At 46.4% G+C, this 14,066-nt stretch carries 14 protein-coding genes; 6 read left to right on the top strand and 8 right to left on the bottom strand.

Features of this window, described 5'->3' with window-relative positions; all coding sequences use genetic code 11:
- Nucleotides 1-133: 133 nt before the first annotated feature.
- Nucleotides 134-274: a hypothetical protein gene (locus ACYVI9_RS15940; RefSeq protein WP_460766439.1), complete on the bottom strand. Its 141-nt coding sequence runs from the start codon at nucleotides 272-274 to the stop codon at nucleotides 134-136.
- A gap of 52 nt (nucleotides 275-326) precedes the next feature.
- On the opposite strand from ACYVI9_RS15940, the gene ACYVI9_RS15945 reads away from it, so the two are divergent.
- The 6 genes from ACYVI9_RS15945 to ACYVI9_RS15970 are packed head-to-tail and all read left to right on the top strand — an operon-like array spanning nucleotide 327 to nucleotide 5,532.
- Nucleotides 327-2,789: a virulence-associated E family protein gene (locus tag ACYVI9_RS15945; RefSeq protein ID WP_460766442.1), complete on the top strand. Its 2,463-nt coding sequence runs from the start codon at nucleotides 327-329 to the stop codon at nucleotides 2,787-2,789.
- Nucleotides 2,786-3,262, top strand: coding sequence for a hypothetical protein (locus tag ACYVI9_RS15950; protein WP_460766445.1), 477 nt, complete (start codon nucleotides 2,786-2,788; stop codon nucleotides 3,260-3,262). The genes ACYVI9_RS15945 and ACYVI9_RS15950 overlap by 4 nt, the downstream gene beginning before the upstream one ends.
- 11 nt (nucleotides 3,263-3,273) lie before the next feature.
- Nucleotides 3,274-3,570, top strand: a complete 297-nt coding sequence (locus tag ACYVI9_RS15955) for a hypothetical protein (RefSeq protein ID WP_460766447.1) — start codon at nucleotides 3,274-3,276, stop codon at nucleotides 3,568-3,570.
- The gene (locus ACYVI9_RS15960) at nucleotides 3,567-3,875 is read left to right on the top strand and encodes a YkgJ family cysteine cluster protein (RefSeq protein ID WP_460766449.1); all 309 of its coding nucleotides are present in this window, start codon (nucleotides 3,567-3,569) and stop codon (nucleotides 3,873-3,875) included. Before ACYVI9_RS15955 ends, ACYVI9_RS15960 begins: the two co-directional genes overlap by 4 nt.
- Nucleotides 3,868-4,128 carry a hypothetical protein gene (locus ACYVI9_RS15965; protein WP_460766452.1) on the top strand — a complete coding sequence of 87 codons (261 nt, stop codon included), beginning with the start codon at nucleotides 3,868-3,870 and terminating at the stop codon, nucleotides 4,126-4,128. The genes ACYVI9_RS15960 and ACYVI9_RS15965 overlap by 8 nt, the downstream gene beginning before the upstream one ends.
- Nucleotides 4,129-5,532, top strand: a complete 1,404-nt coding sequence (locus ACYVI9_RS15970) for an SNF2-related protein (RefSeq protein WP_460766454.1) — start codon at nucleotides 4,129-4,131, stop codon at nucleotides 5,530-5,532.
- 52 nt (nucleotides 5,533-5,584) lie between these two features.
- On the opposite strand, the gene ACYVI9_RS15975 is transcribed toward ACYVI9_RS15970, so the two are convergent.
- From ACYVI9_RS15975 to ACYVI9_RS16005, 7 genes are all read right to left on the bottom strand, one after another.
- Nucleotides 5,585-6,181, bottom strand: a complete 597-nt coding sequence (locus tag ACYVI9_RS15975) for an N-acetylmuramidase family protein (RefSeq protein ID WP_460766458.1) — start codon at nucleotides 6,179-6,181, stop codon at nucleotides 5,585-5,587.
- Nucleotides 6,182-6,219: 38 nt separating this feature from the next.
- Nucleotides 6,220-6,615 (bottom strand): hypothetical protein, encoded by a 396-nt coding sequence (locus ACYVI9_RS15980; RefSeq protein WP_460766461.1) that lies wholly within the window; start codon nucleotides 6,613-6,615, stop codon nucleotides 6,220-6,222.
- Entirely contained in the window at nucleotides 6,615-7,646 is a 1,032-nt protein-coding gene (locus tag ACYVI9_RS15985; protein WP_460766464.1) for a hypothetical protein, read from the bottom strand. The genes ACYVI9_RS15980 and ACYVI9_RS15985 overlap by 1 nt, the downstream gene beginning before the upstream one ends.
- Before the next feature lie 2 nt (nucleotides 7,647-7,648).
- Nucleotides 7,649-8,269, bottom strand: a complete 621-nt coding sequence (locus ACYVI9_RS15990; protein WP_460766466.1) for a hypothetical protein — start codon at nucleotides 8,267-8,269, stop codon at nucleotides 7,649-7,651.
- 99 nt (nucleotides 8,270-8,368) lie between these two features.
- Nucleotides 8,369-8,872: a hypothetical protein gene (locus ACYVI9_RS15995; protein WP_460766468.1), complete on the bottom strand. Its 504-nt coding sequence runs from the start codon at nucleotides 8,870-8,872 to the stop codon at nucleotides 8,369-8,371.
- Nucleotides 8,873-9,234: 362 nt separating this feature from the next.
- Nucleotides 9,235-12,972 (bottom strand): hypothetical protein, encoded by a 3,738-nt coding sequence (locus ACYVI9_RS16000; RefSeq protein WP_460766471.1) that lies wholly within the window; start codon nucleotides 12,970-12,972, stop codon nucleotides 9,235-9,237.
- Nucleotides 12,973-13,016: 44 nt separating this feature from the next.
- Nucleotides 13,017-14,060 carry a hypothetical protein gene (locus tag ACYVI9_RS16005; RefSeq protein ID WP_460766474.1) on the bottom strand — a complete coding sequence of 348 codons (1,044 nt, stop codon included), beginning with the start codon at nucleotides 14,058-14,060 and terminating at the stop codon, nucleotides 13,017-13,019.
- Nucleotides 14,061-14,066: the final 6 nt, after the last annotated feature.

The following is a 14,066-nucleotide window of genomic DNA, read 5'->3' on the forward strand; positions in this document are numbered from 1 at the left end:
CGTAAGCTTCCTTCAGATTCCACCTCACGATGGACACCCTTGCTCTTAGCTAGTGGTTGGCGATTACAAACCCCCACAGAGGACTTTCACCTCCTAGTAACCCGACATGCACGGCACACAATAAAAAGCCGCATCATGATTTCCATGATGCGGCTTTTTTCTGGTGGAGGCGACCGGACTCATGTCGAACCAGTTTTTTGAGTTTGTTGATATGCTGGCCGACCTGACGCTGGTAGCGTAGCGGTGGGAAACTACCCGCCTTCTTTCGGCTCAACGAGTATAAAGTTTTTACCTTTTTGTGATAAACCATTTAATTTTGATATACAATGCAGTTCGATGGAAAAATAAACATAGCCACAGGGAAGTCCCGCAAAGAAATTAATTGGAAAAATATAAAATCGAGCTGGTCAAAACTAGTAGCAAAGCTTGAAAATGTGCATGTTACACCGGAAACCCACGCTACTTATATAGGCTCCCCTAAAGACAGGCAGGACGAGATTAAAGACGTAGGTGGCTTCGTAGGTGGTCGGCTGCAAGGCGGCCGCAGGAAGTCCGGATCCGTGATTAACCGCACCGTACTGACGCTGGACCTCGACTTTGCGACGATGGAGTTCTGGGATGATTTTACCCTCCTTTTTGACAACGCCGCTGTTCTGCACACAACCCACAAGCATATAGAAGATAAGCCCAGGTTTCGCCTGGTAATGCCTCTCAGCCGTGAAGTTTTCCCGGAAGAGTATGAGGCTATAGCCCGAAAGGTTGCTGGTCACCTGGATATTGAACTTTTTGATCCTACAACCTTCCAGCCAGAAAGACTTATGTATTGGCCATCCATCCCGTCAGACGTCCCCTACTATTTCAAATTTCAGGATTCTGCGTGGCTGGATGTGGATGCCGTGTTGGCGGAATATACCGACTGGACAGATTCCAGCGAATGGCCCGTCTCCGATAAAATAGATAAGATTGTCGCTAAGGCCGCCAAAACGCAGGGTGACCCGCTAGAGAAAAAAGGGGTAATCGGGGCGTTCTGCCGGCAGTACTCGATCCACGATGTCCTTGAAAAGTTCCTGTCAGATACATATGAACCCACGGATGACGACGTCCGATACTCTTTAATCGGAGGATCCACATCCAAAGGGCTGATTGTGTATGAGGATAAGTTCGCATACTCCCACCACGGGTCTGACACAGCAACCCAGCAGCTACTGAACGCCTTTGATTTGGTTAGAGTACATAAATATGGGTTGCAGGACGAGGATTGCGGCCCGGATACGAAGATAACAGCTAAACCCAGCTACCGTGCAATGATGGACTTTGCAGCAGCAGACCCGGGCGTACGCAAGCTGCTGGGGGAAGAAAAGATCCGGGAAGCACTAGCTGCTTTTGACAGCGTAATCGATGAAACCTGGGAAGAAGAAAACGACTGGCTGGACAAGCTGGACTCTGATAAAAGCAACGCTTACGTCTCTACGGTAGCTAACATAAAGATCATCCTGGAACATGATACCCGGTTTAAGGGCCTGATCGCAAATAACCTGTTCACCCGCAAAACCAACGTGCTGGGGCCCATGCCGTGGGACAAGGCGGACCTGAAATATCCACGCGAATGGGATGATGATGACCTGGATAACCTTAAAACCCATCTTGCGCTCGACCCCTACAAGCTGCAATCCACGAATAAGGTAAAGGAGGTGTTGACAGGGATACGCAGCGCCAATTCCTTCCACCCGATCAAGGACTACCTGCAATTGCTTAAATGGGATGGCGTTGAACGGTTGGATACCGTATTCATAGACTACCAGGGCTGTCAGGATTCTGACTACACAAGAGCCGTGACGCGTAAAACTCTGACAGCTGCCGTTGCGCGGATATACAAACCCGGCTGCAAGTTTGATTATATGCCTATCCTGATCGGTGATGAAGGCCGTAAGAAATCGACAATAGTCAACCTGCTGGCCGGTGATACCTATTTTTCGGATACGTTCAACTTTAAAATGCTGAATCAGGGCGTGCGGGCCTATGAGCAGATACAGGGGAAATGGATTGTAGAAGTCCCTGAGCTGGCGGGAAAACAGGATACGGATATTGAGCTGATCAAAAGCTTTACCGCCGCCCGGATGGACAATTACAGGGGCGCCTACGGCCGGGAAACCGTGGATCGCCCCCGGCAAAACATCTTTATTGGCACCTCAAACAACTACGCACCGCTTAGAAACGTGAAAGGTAATCGCAGGTTCTGGCCAATGGAAATAGACGTGCAACCGCTCAAAAAAGATATTGCCATGGACCTCACGCAGCATGAGATCAACCAGATATGGGCTGAGGCTGTCGTGCGGTACAAAGAGGGCGAGAAGCTATATCTCGATGAAGAACTGGAAGCTGAAGCAAGACAGGTTCGCCGGGGGCACACGGAAGAGGACGACCGCACGGGAATGGTTAAGGAATTTCTGGATAAAGATTTACCAGCAGACTGGTACGAAATGGGATTCTATGAAAAGCAATCATATCTGAACGGCTCTGATCCGGTTGAGTACGAGACTATGTTTAAACGCGATAAAATAAGCGCCATTGAAATCGCGATGGAGTGTTTTGGTATAAACAGGAAAGACATAAACAGACATAGCACTAAGCCGTTCCATGCGCTTATGCAGTCTATGGAAGGCTGGCGGCCCAGTAGATCTGACCTCCGAATAAAAGGTGTTGGAAGAGTACGTGGGTACATACGAATCGGGAGTGAATACGACATTGAATTGCAAGCAAATGATGACGAAAATTTTGATGATATATGAAACCTTATATAATCGGGATTGACCCGGACACAGACAAAAGCGGTATTGCCCTATACAATGCTGCGGGTAACACCCTGACAGTAGGAAACTATACGTTCTTCCAGCTCTTTGAGATGCTGAAGGAGTATAAACCCAGCATCGAGATCGTAAAGGTTGAGTGCGGCTTTCATAATAAGAAGTCGTCATGGCGCCCGGGTAAGACAACAGGCATCACGCAGAAAATCGCTGGAAACGTAGGGGCTTGTAATCAGGTCGCTAAACTGATTGTTCAGATGTGCCAGCACTTAGGAGTTCCCTACAAAGAGATGACCCCTTTCCTTAAAACCTGGGAGAAAGGCAAAGTGAGTATCGGGGAGTTGAATGCGCGGCTTAAAAAGAAGGGCATCCCTCCAATCACAACAAAAACAAACCAGGAAACCCGTGATGCTACGCTGATGTGCATCGCTGGTGTGGATGTATTGGACACAATTTAAACCTAAAAATCATGCAAGAATTAAAAGAAAAGCTGCAGGACAAACCTGAGATGGCTAAAGTCGCTCCGGTTAAAAAGGAAAAAAACCACCTGGGCAGTTTGAGATTTCGTAAAGGCCAAAAAGTCTATGCTTTTGACATCTCAACGGGGATGGTCGAGGAAGCAGAATATGAAAGTACAGCATGTTTTACTGTTGCAGGCCATGCAGTTGAGCGTAAGATTATTACAAAGTCAACCTGCATATACACAACAGCGTTGAATATGAAAAACGCAGTACGTAAGTTTAGAAATTTAATTGGCCAGCGATGAAATACCCATGCACAGGTTGTGGAGCCTGCTGCCGGCAGGTAGCCACATCCGTAGCCCAGATCAATGAGTTCATTGATTACGAGTTCCCCTATTCATGGGACGAGACTGGTAAATGCGAGATGCTCGATGAAAGCAATATGTGCAAGGTATACGACGACCGGCCGGTCATCTGCAATGTAGAGAAATTCGCAGAACTGACGGGTCTGGATAAGCTGGCATTCTATAAGATGAACGCTAAGTTCTGCAACAACCTTATTGATGCCGAAGGGCTTGACGAAAAATTTAAAATCAAAGATTATGAATAGTAATGAGCTACATAACAAGATCATAAAGGATGCTGCACCAGCTGATAACGACCCGACTGCCGTGCAAATACTGAAAGCGGTTGCGCTTGTGCTTCGAGCCTATAAATACAACACAGATGCCAACATCCCGACAATACCCCTGTCCCAGAAGCATTGGGATCAGGTAGTCGCCTTCTCAGCACACAAGTTCGTAGATGGGGGAATCGAGGTCCTATGTGCTGGAATGAGGTTTAAACTAGTTAACGGACAATAGATGTTAAAAAGAAAAGATTTAAGGAACTATCAGGAGCATGGGGTTAAGCACGTCATGAAGCACAAGGGATCCGGCCTGTTCTATGACATGGGCTGCGGCAAAAGTATTGTTTCACTAACTGCCCTAGATCAATTGCTATATGAGAGCTTCGCCGTGGAAAAACCCCTTATCATCGCTCCGAAGCTTGTGGCTGAACACACCTGGTCTGATGAGATTGATAACTGGGCGCATACCAACCACCTGAAGCTGGTGAAGATCCTGGGGACGGAGAAGCAACGTAAAGCCGCTCTGAAAACAAAAGGCGACATCTGGGTTATCAACCGGGAGAATGTAACCTGGTTGCAGGCCCACTATGGGTTGGCGTGGCCATTTGATATGGTGGTGATTGATGAGCTCAGCAGCTTTAAAAACCCGGATTCCCAGCGTTTCCGTTCCCTGAGAGCCATCCGGCCAAAGATCAGGCGGGTTGTTGGGCTGACCGGTACACCTGCACCTAACGGTTTCCTGGATCTCTGGTCGCAAGTATATCTGCTCGATCAGGGTGAGCGGCTGGGTAAATCCTTCGAAGGTTATAGAGCCCGCTACTTTGAAATGAACCCGCATTCTGGTCGGTACGAGATTATAATGAATCCTGGAGAGAAACGGATAAAAGGGCAGCTGTCCTATTATGAGAAGAAAATTGTCAGTAAGATATCTGACATCTGCATATCGCTGAAAAAAGAGGACTGGATTGAGATGCCTGAGCGTATCGACATAACTAAATACGCCCACCTACCTACAAATATCCAGGATCAGTATGAGGACTTTGAGAAGGAGATGGTACTTAAACTGCTGGAAGAGGATGGCGAGGTCAACGTAACCAACTCCCAGGCACTAATCACGAAACTCCTGCAATTTGCGAATGGCGCTGTTTACTATGATGATGAGAAAAATTTTTATGAAGTCCACAGCCAGAAACTTGAGCTTCTGGGGGAAGAAGTCGAAGCAACAAACGGAGTACCCATCCTGGTCAGTTACCAATTTCAGCATGATATCGCCCGGATTAAAAAGCATCTAAAGGCTTTCAAGCCACAGCACATACACGATCTTAAAAACCCCGTAGCTGACTGGAATGCCGGCAAGGTCCGGGTCATGCTTGGTCATGCCGCTAGTATGGGTCATGGGCTGAATTTGCAGTTTGGCGGGCAGTACATAACCCATTATGGCGTTGGGTGGCCACTAGAACTTTATCAGCAAGTAGTTGACCGGATCCACAGACCCGGGGTGGCCAGCGCAGTCACAAACTCCCGGCTCATTACAAAAGGCACCTATGAAGAACGCGTGCTTGCAAGACTGGAAGGCAAAGCAGACAGGCAGGAAACCATGCTTCAGGCTGTTAAAGCGATCGTAAGTAAGTATAAATGAAACCCCGCATAGAAATGCAGGGAGTTTACTGATTGCTTGCTATATGAATGTGTTATTTTGAATATTTTTGGTAGGCTGTTTTTAGCTTATTGTCGTAATTATTTTTCTTATAGGCCGGTCCGTTGTAATAGCGAGCGAACGACGCCCAATCTTTATTCCGGATAGCATTCAACAATCGGCTATCATTTTTGATAAAATTGCAGAACGCCCGTAGGTGATCGTTTACGCCGTTGTACATTGCGTTAACGAAAGACTGGATATCCGGGTAACCCGCCTGCTTGAAGTTTGCACCCATGATCTGAAACATCCCAAAGCTACAAGACTGCAACGCCGCTTCCCTATCCAATGCAACCGCTTCGCTTAGCTTATCATGCTGGATCGAATATGTGCCGTAACCGCCCGCTACAGGGTTGCTAATAGTAGGATGACTTTTGTCATATTTTCCACTCGTCAATCGACTAAAGTAATGCCGCTCAAATAAGATTTTCGGTACTGTCTTACCTTTCCAAATCAAAAATCCATCGCCGGAACTTTCCACGTCTGCTACCGCCCGGACAGAAGCTTCATCGCATCCTAACAATGCCGCAGCTTCTTTAAAATCCATGTCCTTTAATTTCAGGACGGGGGAATATCTAATAACGTCAGTCATAGTTTATTTTTTACCAACCAATTCCGTCTTTATTCATATCAATTATTTTTCCCTAATTGCGCATACGGTATTACTGAAATGTCCAAATAGTACTGTTCATCCCTGAATCTAACCCATTCTCCATTCTTATCGCCCCGGTTCAAATTAATCACATAAGACCGCCGGCCGCCGGGAAGTACTGAATAGTCATACGCATTCCTGTCCGGGTTGCCCATTTCATCCACATACTTTTTCCCCGACAGATATTCATCAAATTCAGCAATCATCAACAACTCATCTTTTGGGTCATCTACCCAGGGGACTGCCACCAAATCAAGATCACGATGAAGGCTTCCGTGAATAAGAAGATTATATCCGTATAGCTTAGCAATGTCTTTTAACATCTCGTAATACATGGCGTAAAGCCCCGGTTTTGCGTGTGTAGGTTTATTCATCAATTATATTTTCCTGAAACAAACATCCATCCTTCGCCGTCCACGTCATAGACTTTTACGCAGCACTTCACGCCCTTTTGATACGGGATAGTTCTATCCGTGCTGATCAGTTCTTGCTTAGCCAGTCCGTCCACCATTTTCCACCATTGGTACTCTACTTTACCCTGCGCTTTCTTGCCGTTGTACTTGAACGTAGGAACTAATCTACCGTCCTCTTTCCACAATAATATATCACTTGCGTATGGATTTTGAGGTAACGATCCGATATCATACATCGCTTCAACGGCCCGGAAATACTCCTGCCTTTCATCATCTTCCATTCCACGCTCAATGAACATTGTAGCTTTCCAGTTAAAGTCAGTGCTGTTAGTTTCTATCCCTACGCCGTAGCCCAACCTCCAGGAAATATCAGTTGTTTCGATCTTACCCTTGTAGGCTCCATTCAACCAAATATGGATGCCGTCTTTTTCGTAACGGGCATGGATGTAGGAAAGTTTAAAGTACTCCGGAAAGGCTTTTTCTTTCAGATACCCGTTCGCATTTCCGGCCCGGATGTTGTCGTTGCTAAATCCAAGATAGTAGTTACCCCAACCGCTCATTAGGGCTTCAAAATCCGTTCCTTCTGTTTTCCTAAACACCATTGTAACTTCTTCCGGGAAGTCAAAAGGTTTGTCGTTCGGGCGCACCAGCTTTTTAAAATTGGCGTTCGGTTGATTCGTAAATACTATTTCACCATCCAAGTAATAAGGACGTTGGATAGTAGGATTTGCAAGCCCAACGTAAGGCATATTTGGGCCTTTAATGGCATATATTTCAGTCACGGTACTACCATCTTTGGCAACATCTCTATACCATGCATCATACAACGCATCTACATAGTCATTCAGTATTTTATGCTCTGGTTCCGGCTCCGGCTCTGGTTCAGGATCAGGAATCGGTCCCAGTTCAGGAACGGGAATAGGTTCAACAACTTCAAACTGCTTTACCCATTCCGGAAAAGCTGCTATTAATTTATCGTAGTCAATTTTCATAATTAAAATTTTATAAATAGTCCACCCTCGTACCCCATCTTTTGGGTATTCAGGTCTTTAATATATTTCGCTCCAACCCCTACCCCTTTCACGTAAATCCCGACACCGGCACCGGCCTGATTAAATGTATTGTACGAAGCAGTCACAAATGGCGTAAACAGCCGCTTTCGTTCCTTTGTAATGGTTGTGGTCACCTGCTTGGTCATGGGCTTAAATTCATAGGATAGGCCCGTCAGGCTATTGAATTGAACCGTACTATTTACAGTCAGCTTTCCTGCCGTATCATTGTCAAAAAGCGTGTTCTGATATTCGTTCTTGACGGTATAGGCAGATATGATAGCCGCTGAATCAACAGGCGTGAACTTTTCCTGATACACGATTGAATCTTTGCCCGGAACATAGATTTTTTCACCCGGCAATACCTCTGTCTGCCAGATAGGAACCAGGCTGTCTTTTACGATGGTTTCCCGGATGACTTCCCCGGGCAGATACTTTGTCTCCGTCTTTACAAAGGTTTTGATTTTGCTGTTAGCACGGCCCATTAAAAAGCCAGCCACCCCTGCCAGTAGAATGGCTGCGATGACTATGTAAAATTTATACCGTTCAAAAAATATCCTTATCATAAAATTGATTTTAGTTACAGGTTCCCAATGCGAATAATATCATGTAGATCACGAGTACTGCCGCATACCCAATTGTCAGGAAAGTCTCAGCGTACTTTTTCATTTCTCAAATATTTTATTGTAAGTGTTACGATCTTTTTTCTGGAATAACCCGCGAGTGCTTTTCCATTCGTAATATGTCGGACGGACCCTAAAAGTATCGCCGCCGTAGGTCCGGCAAGCGGTTGTCTGAATGATCGGCCGGTGAACATACTGCCCTTCGACAATCCAGATGTTTTCATCCCGATACACAGGAACTTCAACCGGTACTTTTACCGTCTCCCTTTCAATCTGCGTGCGAACTACTAATTTTTGTTTGGCCGGTGCAGGCTTCGGGATCAGAGCAATCAGGCTATCTACTTCGGAATACGAATCGTGAATGGCCTTCAAATCTCCCATCAGGTTGTTTTTCTTAATCAATTCGATTTTCGCCGTAGCGATCGCCTGACGAACTTTGTTAGCCAGCGTATCGGGTTTGGCTTGGCCGTTGCCGGCATTCGGGGGTATGAACAAAAGAAGCGCTGCGAATAGCAGCAATACTCTTGCGTTATTGGACTGCTTCATTTAACTTATTTTTTATGTTATAAATCTTTTCCTTTGCTTCGCTGATTACCGGAGACAATGTATCATACGCCTGCGCTGCCTGCTGCGATAACTTCTGCACCTGCTGCAATTGCGGGATGAGAATATACCGGTACTCATCATTCTGCTTCGTCAACCTGCTGATCTCGCTGTTCTTGCTTTGGATGATCGACACAAAAACAACGGATACAGCCGCGCACAAGGTCACAATTGCCCACATCCAGAATTTGGATGGATCAACCTTATTTATGCTTTTTGGATCGGTGGGCATTTGTCTTTATTTTTTAGTATCCGGAAAATACGGTATCAGTTTTTTAAAGGGCATTCGCTTTAATTTAGGTCGGTTAGGATATTGCCAGACACACAAAGGAAGATTCGCCGGTAACCGCAGTAGCCTTAACCGTAAATCCGTCATTGTACGTATCTGTTTTCAGCTCAGCGTTTTTTGATTCTACAACCTCAATTAATTTCCCGTTCAGATTGATATTACTTAGATCGACATAGTCAACCATGCTGCCTGAATAGTCGATCCATAAAAAAAGAGTGCCGTTCAACTCTCCTGCAAAAAGGCTCAAACGGTTGCCGGTTCTTGCGGTTGTCAAATCGCAATAGGAGCGAACCATCACGGTGTTAAATTCATCCCCCACCGCTGCGGGCGTGCCGGTTACGCTCCCCTCAATAGCGTGGGGGTAAATCTTTCCTGTATTATTTCGTATCTCGAAAGTCCGGGCAGTAAATCCGGGCAGGTTTTTACCGGCTCCCCTGGTTTTCAAAAACGCAAGTTGAAAGCCTAGATTTCCCCTGTATTGTATAACCCGATTAGGCGGATTTGCTGTGTCTGGGGAAGTCGATACCGTATAGAAAAGGCTGCTACCAAGCGACCATGTTACTTGTGTAGGCGTTTTTAAATCGTACCCGTTAACCTCAGAGCTGTTAGGCACCATGTAATAGGTAACGCCATTATTGCTGCCAATCAAAGCCGCTTGCGACACCATCGCATCGGTGAAATTTATAGATTTCAGGAAGCGGTTATTTGCCATAACGAAAACAGACTGCTCCGGCGTAAATCGGTAGATATTTTTTACGATCACAGCCACGTCACCATCAAAATCCGGATCCTGAGATTGTCCTACACGCGCGATCGTATTCGTAAGAATCGAAGTAGGATCTTTAATTCCGTAGCTTTCGACCACGTCCAGAAAATCAGCTTTTCCAGATTCGCCTAATGCCATTTCGGTAATACCATTTTTAAGGACCTTTACAGATAGGTCTTTTACGGCCGGGTACATTTGTCCGGACGTAACGGCTGTTACTGTTAACGTATCGACACCTTTTGTAAGAGTTCCGGTACTTAGAACGTGCCACGCAGGAGCCGCAGAGGTTCCTGTATTTTCCGACAGAAAAACTATAACATTCACGCTCGCTATCCGCATAACGTAGAACTTAATTCCGCTGCCGTTAACCCACTCTGTGCCGATCGAAGTATTGTCAAGACCGTGCGCGGTAATAGTGGCATTGTACAAATTTGGCAGGCCGTGATTGGCCCCCATTGTGGTATTATAAATGTGCATCGGTGCCACGTCGTCGTTACAGTTTATCGTTTGCCCCAACAACGAAGTAGCCAGAAAATTAAATACATTACTACCTGCATATCCACGATCATTGTTAACCTTAGCCAAAACATTTCCAACCGGATAGGCAACTGACAATTGGCCATCTTCGCCTAAATCGAAATTCAATTCCCCGGATATAGGACTGATAAGATTTTTTAAGGCATCAATGGTAATCGGCTCGCCGCTTTCGTCTTCTAAGTATTTTGCCGTGATCGGTTTTGCTTCGATAGATCCGACAGTATCTATTACCGTATCGCCCGATTCATAACTGGTGGGTACTTCGCCGTATTCGACCTGTAGGGTCGCAAACACCGTATCAGCTTCAGATGCATCTGCGACGGTAACGGCAGCCCACTTAGAACCCGACGGCGGCGTAAATGCAAGTACCCCGGCCACTTTATTGCCAAGACCAATGGAACCCGACCCCCCGGATATAATTACACTTGTGTTAAGATCTGTTGAAAGGACTGTAGGTAGGTCGCTCGAAAAAAAAGCAATTTCATTTCGGGTACTATTCCACCCGGATATTACCATAGGTTCGATTGTATCGACTGGGAATATCCAAAGGTTCCAAAGGCCGGAACCTCCGGACGTGGTTATACCCCCGCCAGGGGTTGACACAATGTACCAAGCGTCAAAAAGATTGGCAGACGTAAACAGATTTTTGGAGAGTATTGCCTTATTACCGATGTCGTCTTTGGCTACAACAGTAGATGTGTCGAGGGTTTCGACAATCAACGTCCATTTATCAGCCGTAAAATTGTAAAAAAGTGTACACCTTGATTTGAAATTATCTGCCGTTACAGTATTGTTTGTAATAGCTACCCCGTCTTTATCATACAAGGTCGCAGGGTCGCCGGAAGCATCCACAAGGTTCGTATAGTCTCCCGGGGCTGCTACTGCGTACATTATATTGGCTGTTGGCGTAGGGACTGTATCTGTTGGACTTAAAGGTTTGTAGCCCGCATTCACCGCATCCTTAATAGCTTCAAAATCATCTTTCGTAGTTTCAAGTTCCGCAAGTCCATCGACCAGCTGTCCAGTCAGGTCGTTATACACTTCCGGAAAATCACCAGCCAGGGCCGGGTTATCCGTCCACCCGCCGCCCACAGTCAGGTAGTCCCCAATATGATCAGTTGGAGCCGTACCTGTGCCGCCGGTGTACATGTGTAGCTTACGAATCATCTTACCACTATACTCTTCTGTCAGGAATATCGGCGTCCAGCCAGATTTAGATTGTAATTCAGTAATAGCCGTCTGCATCCCTGCTGTCTCAGCGCCTAACGCAGTCACGCCCGCCTGTGCTGTACCGACGGCTTCTGACACAGCCGTGACAGATGCCTTTGTAGCAAGATTATCGAGCTGCCCGGGAGTTACGAATCCCGCAAGCACAGCTGCTTTAGCTACCTTAGAAACTGTGTTACTACCAGCCTGCTTTACAAGGAACTCCATGTTTTCCGGGTCAGCGTTTGGTATTTCCCCTATAGTCACCGTTCCGTCAATATTCAGATCCGCGTTCTTTTGTTCATGCAGACTATTTTCAATAAAGTCCGAGGCATCTCCCGTCCCCGTTCCGCAAAAACCGAAATAATAAGGCTGTAGAGGCACGCCTGTATGCACCGGCAACGCCTTATGGTTATTATAAGTAGTCTGAAAATACAGGTAAGCAGCCGATACCTGGCTGTTTATTGTACCACATAATCTCGATACAAAATAATCATACTGCTCAAAAGCTTTCTTCACATCGCTTGGATAGCTACCCCCGAACCCCTGAGTTTCCAGGTAGTCGTAGGCAGCTTCCAGTTCGGATTGCGGCATGAGCTGAAATGCTTCAAAATCACCGGCCCCGACCCATGTGTCTATAAAACTGAACTTATCATTAACCACTGACTGAAATTCCACGGTCGCAGTGCAGTCCACGCTGTACTCAGCATCGTAGTAGTTACCATTATATTTCAGGTCTAGGTCACCGGTAGAATCAGAAGCGCTTACTCCTATACTCCCACTATCGCCTATGACAAGCTCCCAGGCTTTAGTAAGGCCCGTATTAGTCCATCCAGATACATTAGCGTCAGTGTTGTCCCGTACAAAAAGGGCTGGCGTAAACAGGTTGAAATCGGCTTCTAAAAGCAACCTCTTCCCCCCGTAGTTACTAACCAGCGGCTCATACAGCGTTGTTTCATCATACCCGTCTGCATTCACCTTCACCTCCACGACGTACTGGCCTTTCTGGGGCTTTCCTAAACTGTCTAGCCTTAGCTGCCGGGATCCGGTAGCGCCCAAGGGCGCCGTCGTATTGACCACCATAGTTACGGGCATCTCAATCCCGTCCGGTTGTTTTACAGTCGCAGTAACCGTCACGCCAGTAAGCGCGGGCATCGTATCGACATTAATAATCGCAAGTGATATTGTACCGGTGGAAAAATCCAGCACTGTATTTACTTTCAGATATGAATTAAGAGTTGCCATTTCAGTATAATTAAAAAAGGCGACGCAAAGGCCGCCTGGTTTCTTTAAATGTCGTCGTTGTCATCACCTACATCCTCGACGGCTTCAGCGACTTTGGCCTTTCCTTTACCTTTTCCCTTTGTGGCTTTCGCGGGTTCAGACTCCGGCTCAGGCTGTTCGTCAGCTTCTTCGTCTACGGGTTTTGCTTTCGCATAATCCGGCTGCTTTTTAATCACCTCAACCGGTTTACCGCCCTCGGCTTCGAAAGCTGCTTCGATATCATGATAGATGGATTCTCCGTTGTTCTTGGTTTGTAACCAATCCACAAACAGGTCCAATTCATTCTTACCTTCTTCTTTTTCAAGTTTAGCAATCACGTTACCAGATTTGCCCCATACAAACGCATAGCGCACGTGGTCGAAACGAATGGTTTTCTGAGTTTCTGCTTCTTTCAGTAACGCGGCTTTTTGCAGCTCAGGTGAGCCGTAGCGTTTCAAAAATTCAGCAGGATGGGTTTCGGCATACTCTTCTAGCTTCAGCCGCATAGCATCCGGGGAGATCGTCAGGCTGCCGTTCATAGATGCGTTCAATGCCCGCACCTGACCAGCTGTCAATCCTTCAACAGCAAGCAGCGCCTGCCGCAACGCATTTCGTTTTTCGGAACGTGCGCGGGATTCGGCCTTCTCATCAATCTGTACAAATCTTGCCCGAACGCTTTCGTCACGGTTGGGGTTGGATCCACAGATATTACTCATAACAAAGAACTGAAAGAACTCCTGATGCTCGATTTTGTCGCCATTCAGTTCAAACCTTTCGGGAACAAGACCTTCGCCAGACGGGTTCATAACAAATTTCTTTACCTCAGTAACTTCTTTACCCGAAATTAGCTTAGGGATACCGATTTCAACAAGCGCTCCGGTGCCAATATCTACAACCCGGTCAACACATTTAAACGATCGGTAAGATCCGTGAAGGACTTCACCGTTAAGCGGGTTCGTGTGGCCACCCAGCAATTTGAAAATGGCCCGTTCGCCTTTCTGTAATCCCGGATATGCAGCTTGCATTTCTTCGGATATCTTGTTGAACTCTCCGACTACGCGTAATTTCATTTTTGT

It is taken from the genome of Niabella terrae, from assembly GCF_054783135.1.

Bases quoted from the DNA above. Each gene is read 5' to 3' on its own strand.
- ACYVI9_RS15945 (WP_460766442.1), top strand. From the start codon at position 327: ATGCAGTTCGATGGAAAAATAAACATAGCCACAGGGAAGTCCCGCAAA.
- ACYVI9_RS15950 (WP_460766445.1), top strand. From the start codon at position 2,786: ATGAAACCTTATATAATCGGGATTGACCCGGACACAGACAAAAGCGGT.
- ACYVI9_RS15955 (WP_460766447.1), top strand. From the start codon at position 3,274: ATGCAAGAATTAAAAGAAAAGCTGCAGGACAAACCTGAGATGGCTAAA.
- ACYVI9_RS15960 (WP_460766449.1), top strand. From the start codon at position 3,567: ATGAAATACCCATGCACAGGTTGTGGAGCCTGCTGCCGGCAGGTAGCC.
- ACYVI9_RS15965 (WP_460766452.1), top strand. From the start codon at position 3,868: ATGAATAGTAATGAGCTACATAACAAGATCATAAAGGATGCTGCACCA.
- ACYVI9_RS15970 (WP_460766454.1), top strand. From the start codon at position 4,129: ATGTTAAAAAGAAAAGATTTAAGGAACTATCAGGAGCATGGGGTTAAG.
- ACYVI9_RS15975 (WP_460766458.1), bottom strand. From the start codon at position 6,181: ATGACTGACGTTATTAGATATTCCCCCGTCCTGAAATTAAAGGACATG.
- ACYVI9_RS15980 (WP_460766461.1), bottom strand. From the start codon at position 6,615: ATGAATAAACCTACACACGCAAAACCGGGGCTTTACGCCATGTATTAC.
- ACYVI9_RS15985 (WP_460766464.1), bottom strand. From the start codon at position 7,646: ATGAAAATTGACTACGATAAATTAATAGCAGCTTTTCCGGAATGGGTA.
- ACYVI9_RS15990 (WP_460766466.1), bottom strand. From the start codon at position 8,269: ATGATAAGGATATTTTTTGAACGGTATAAATTTTACATAGTCATCGCA.
- ACYVI9_RS15995 (WP_460766468.1), bottom strand. From the start codon at position 8,872: ATGAAGCAGTCCAATAACGCAAGAGTATTGCTGCTATTCGCAGCGCTT.
- ACYVI9_RS16000 (WP_460766471.1), bottom strand. From the start codon at position 12,972: ATGGCAACTCTTAATTCATATCTGAAAGTAAATACAGTGCTGGATTTT.
- ACYVI9_RS16005 (WP_460766474.1), bottom strand. From the start codon at position 14,060: ATGAAATTACGCGTAGTCGGAGAGTTCAACAAGATATCCGAAGAAATG.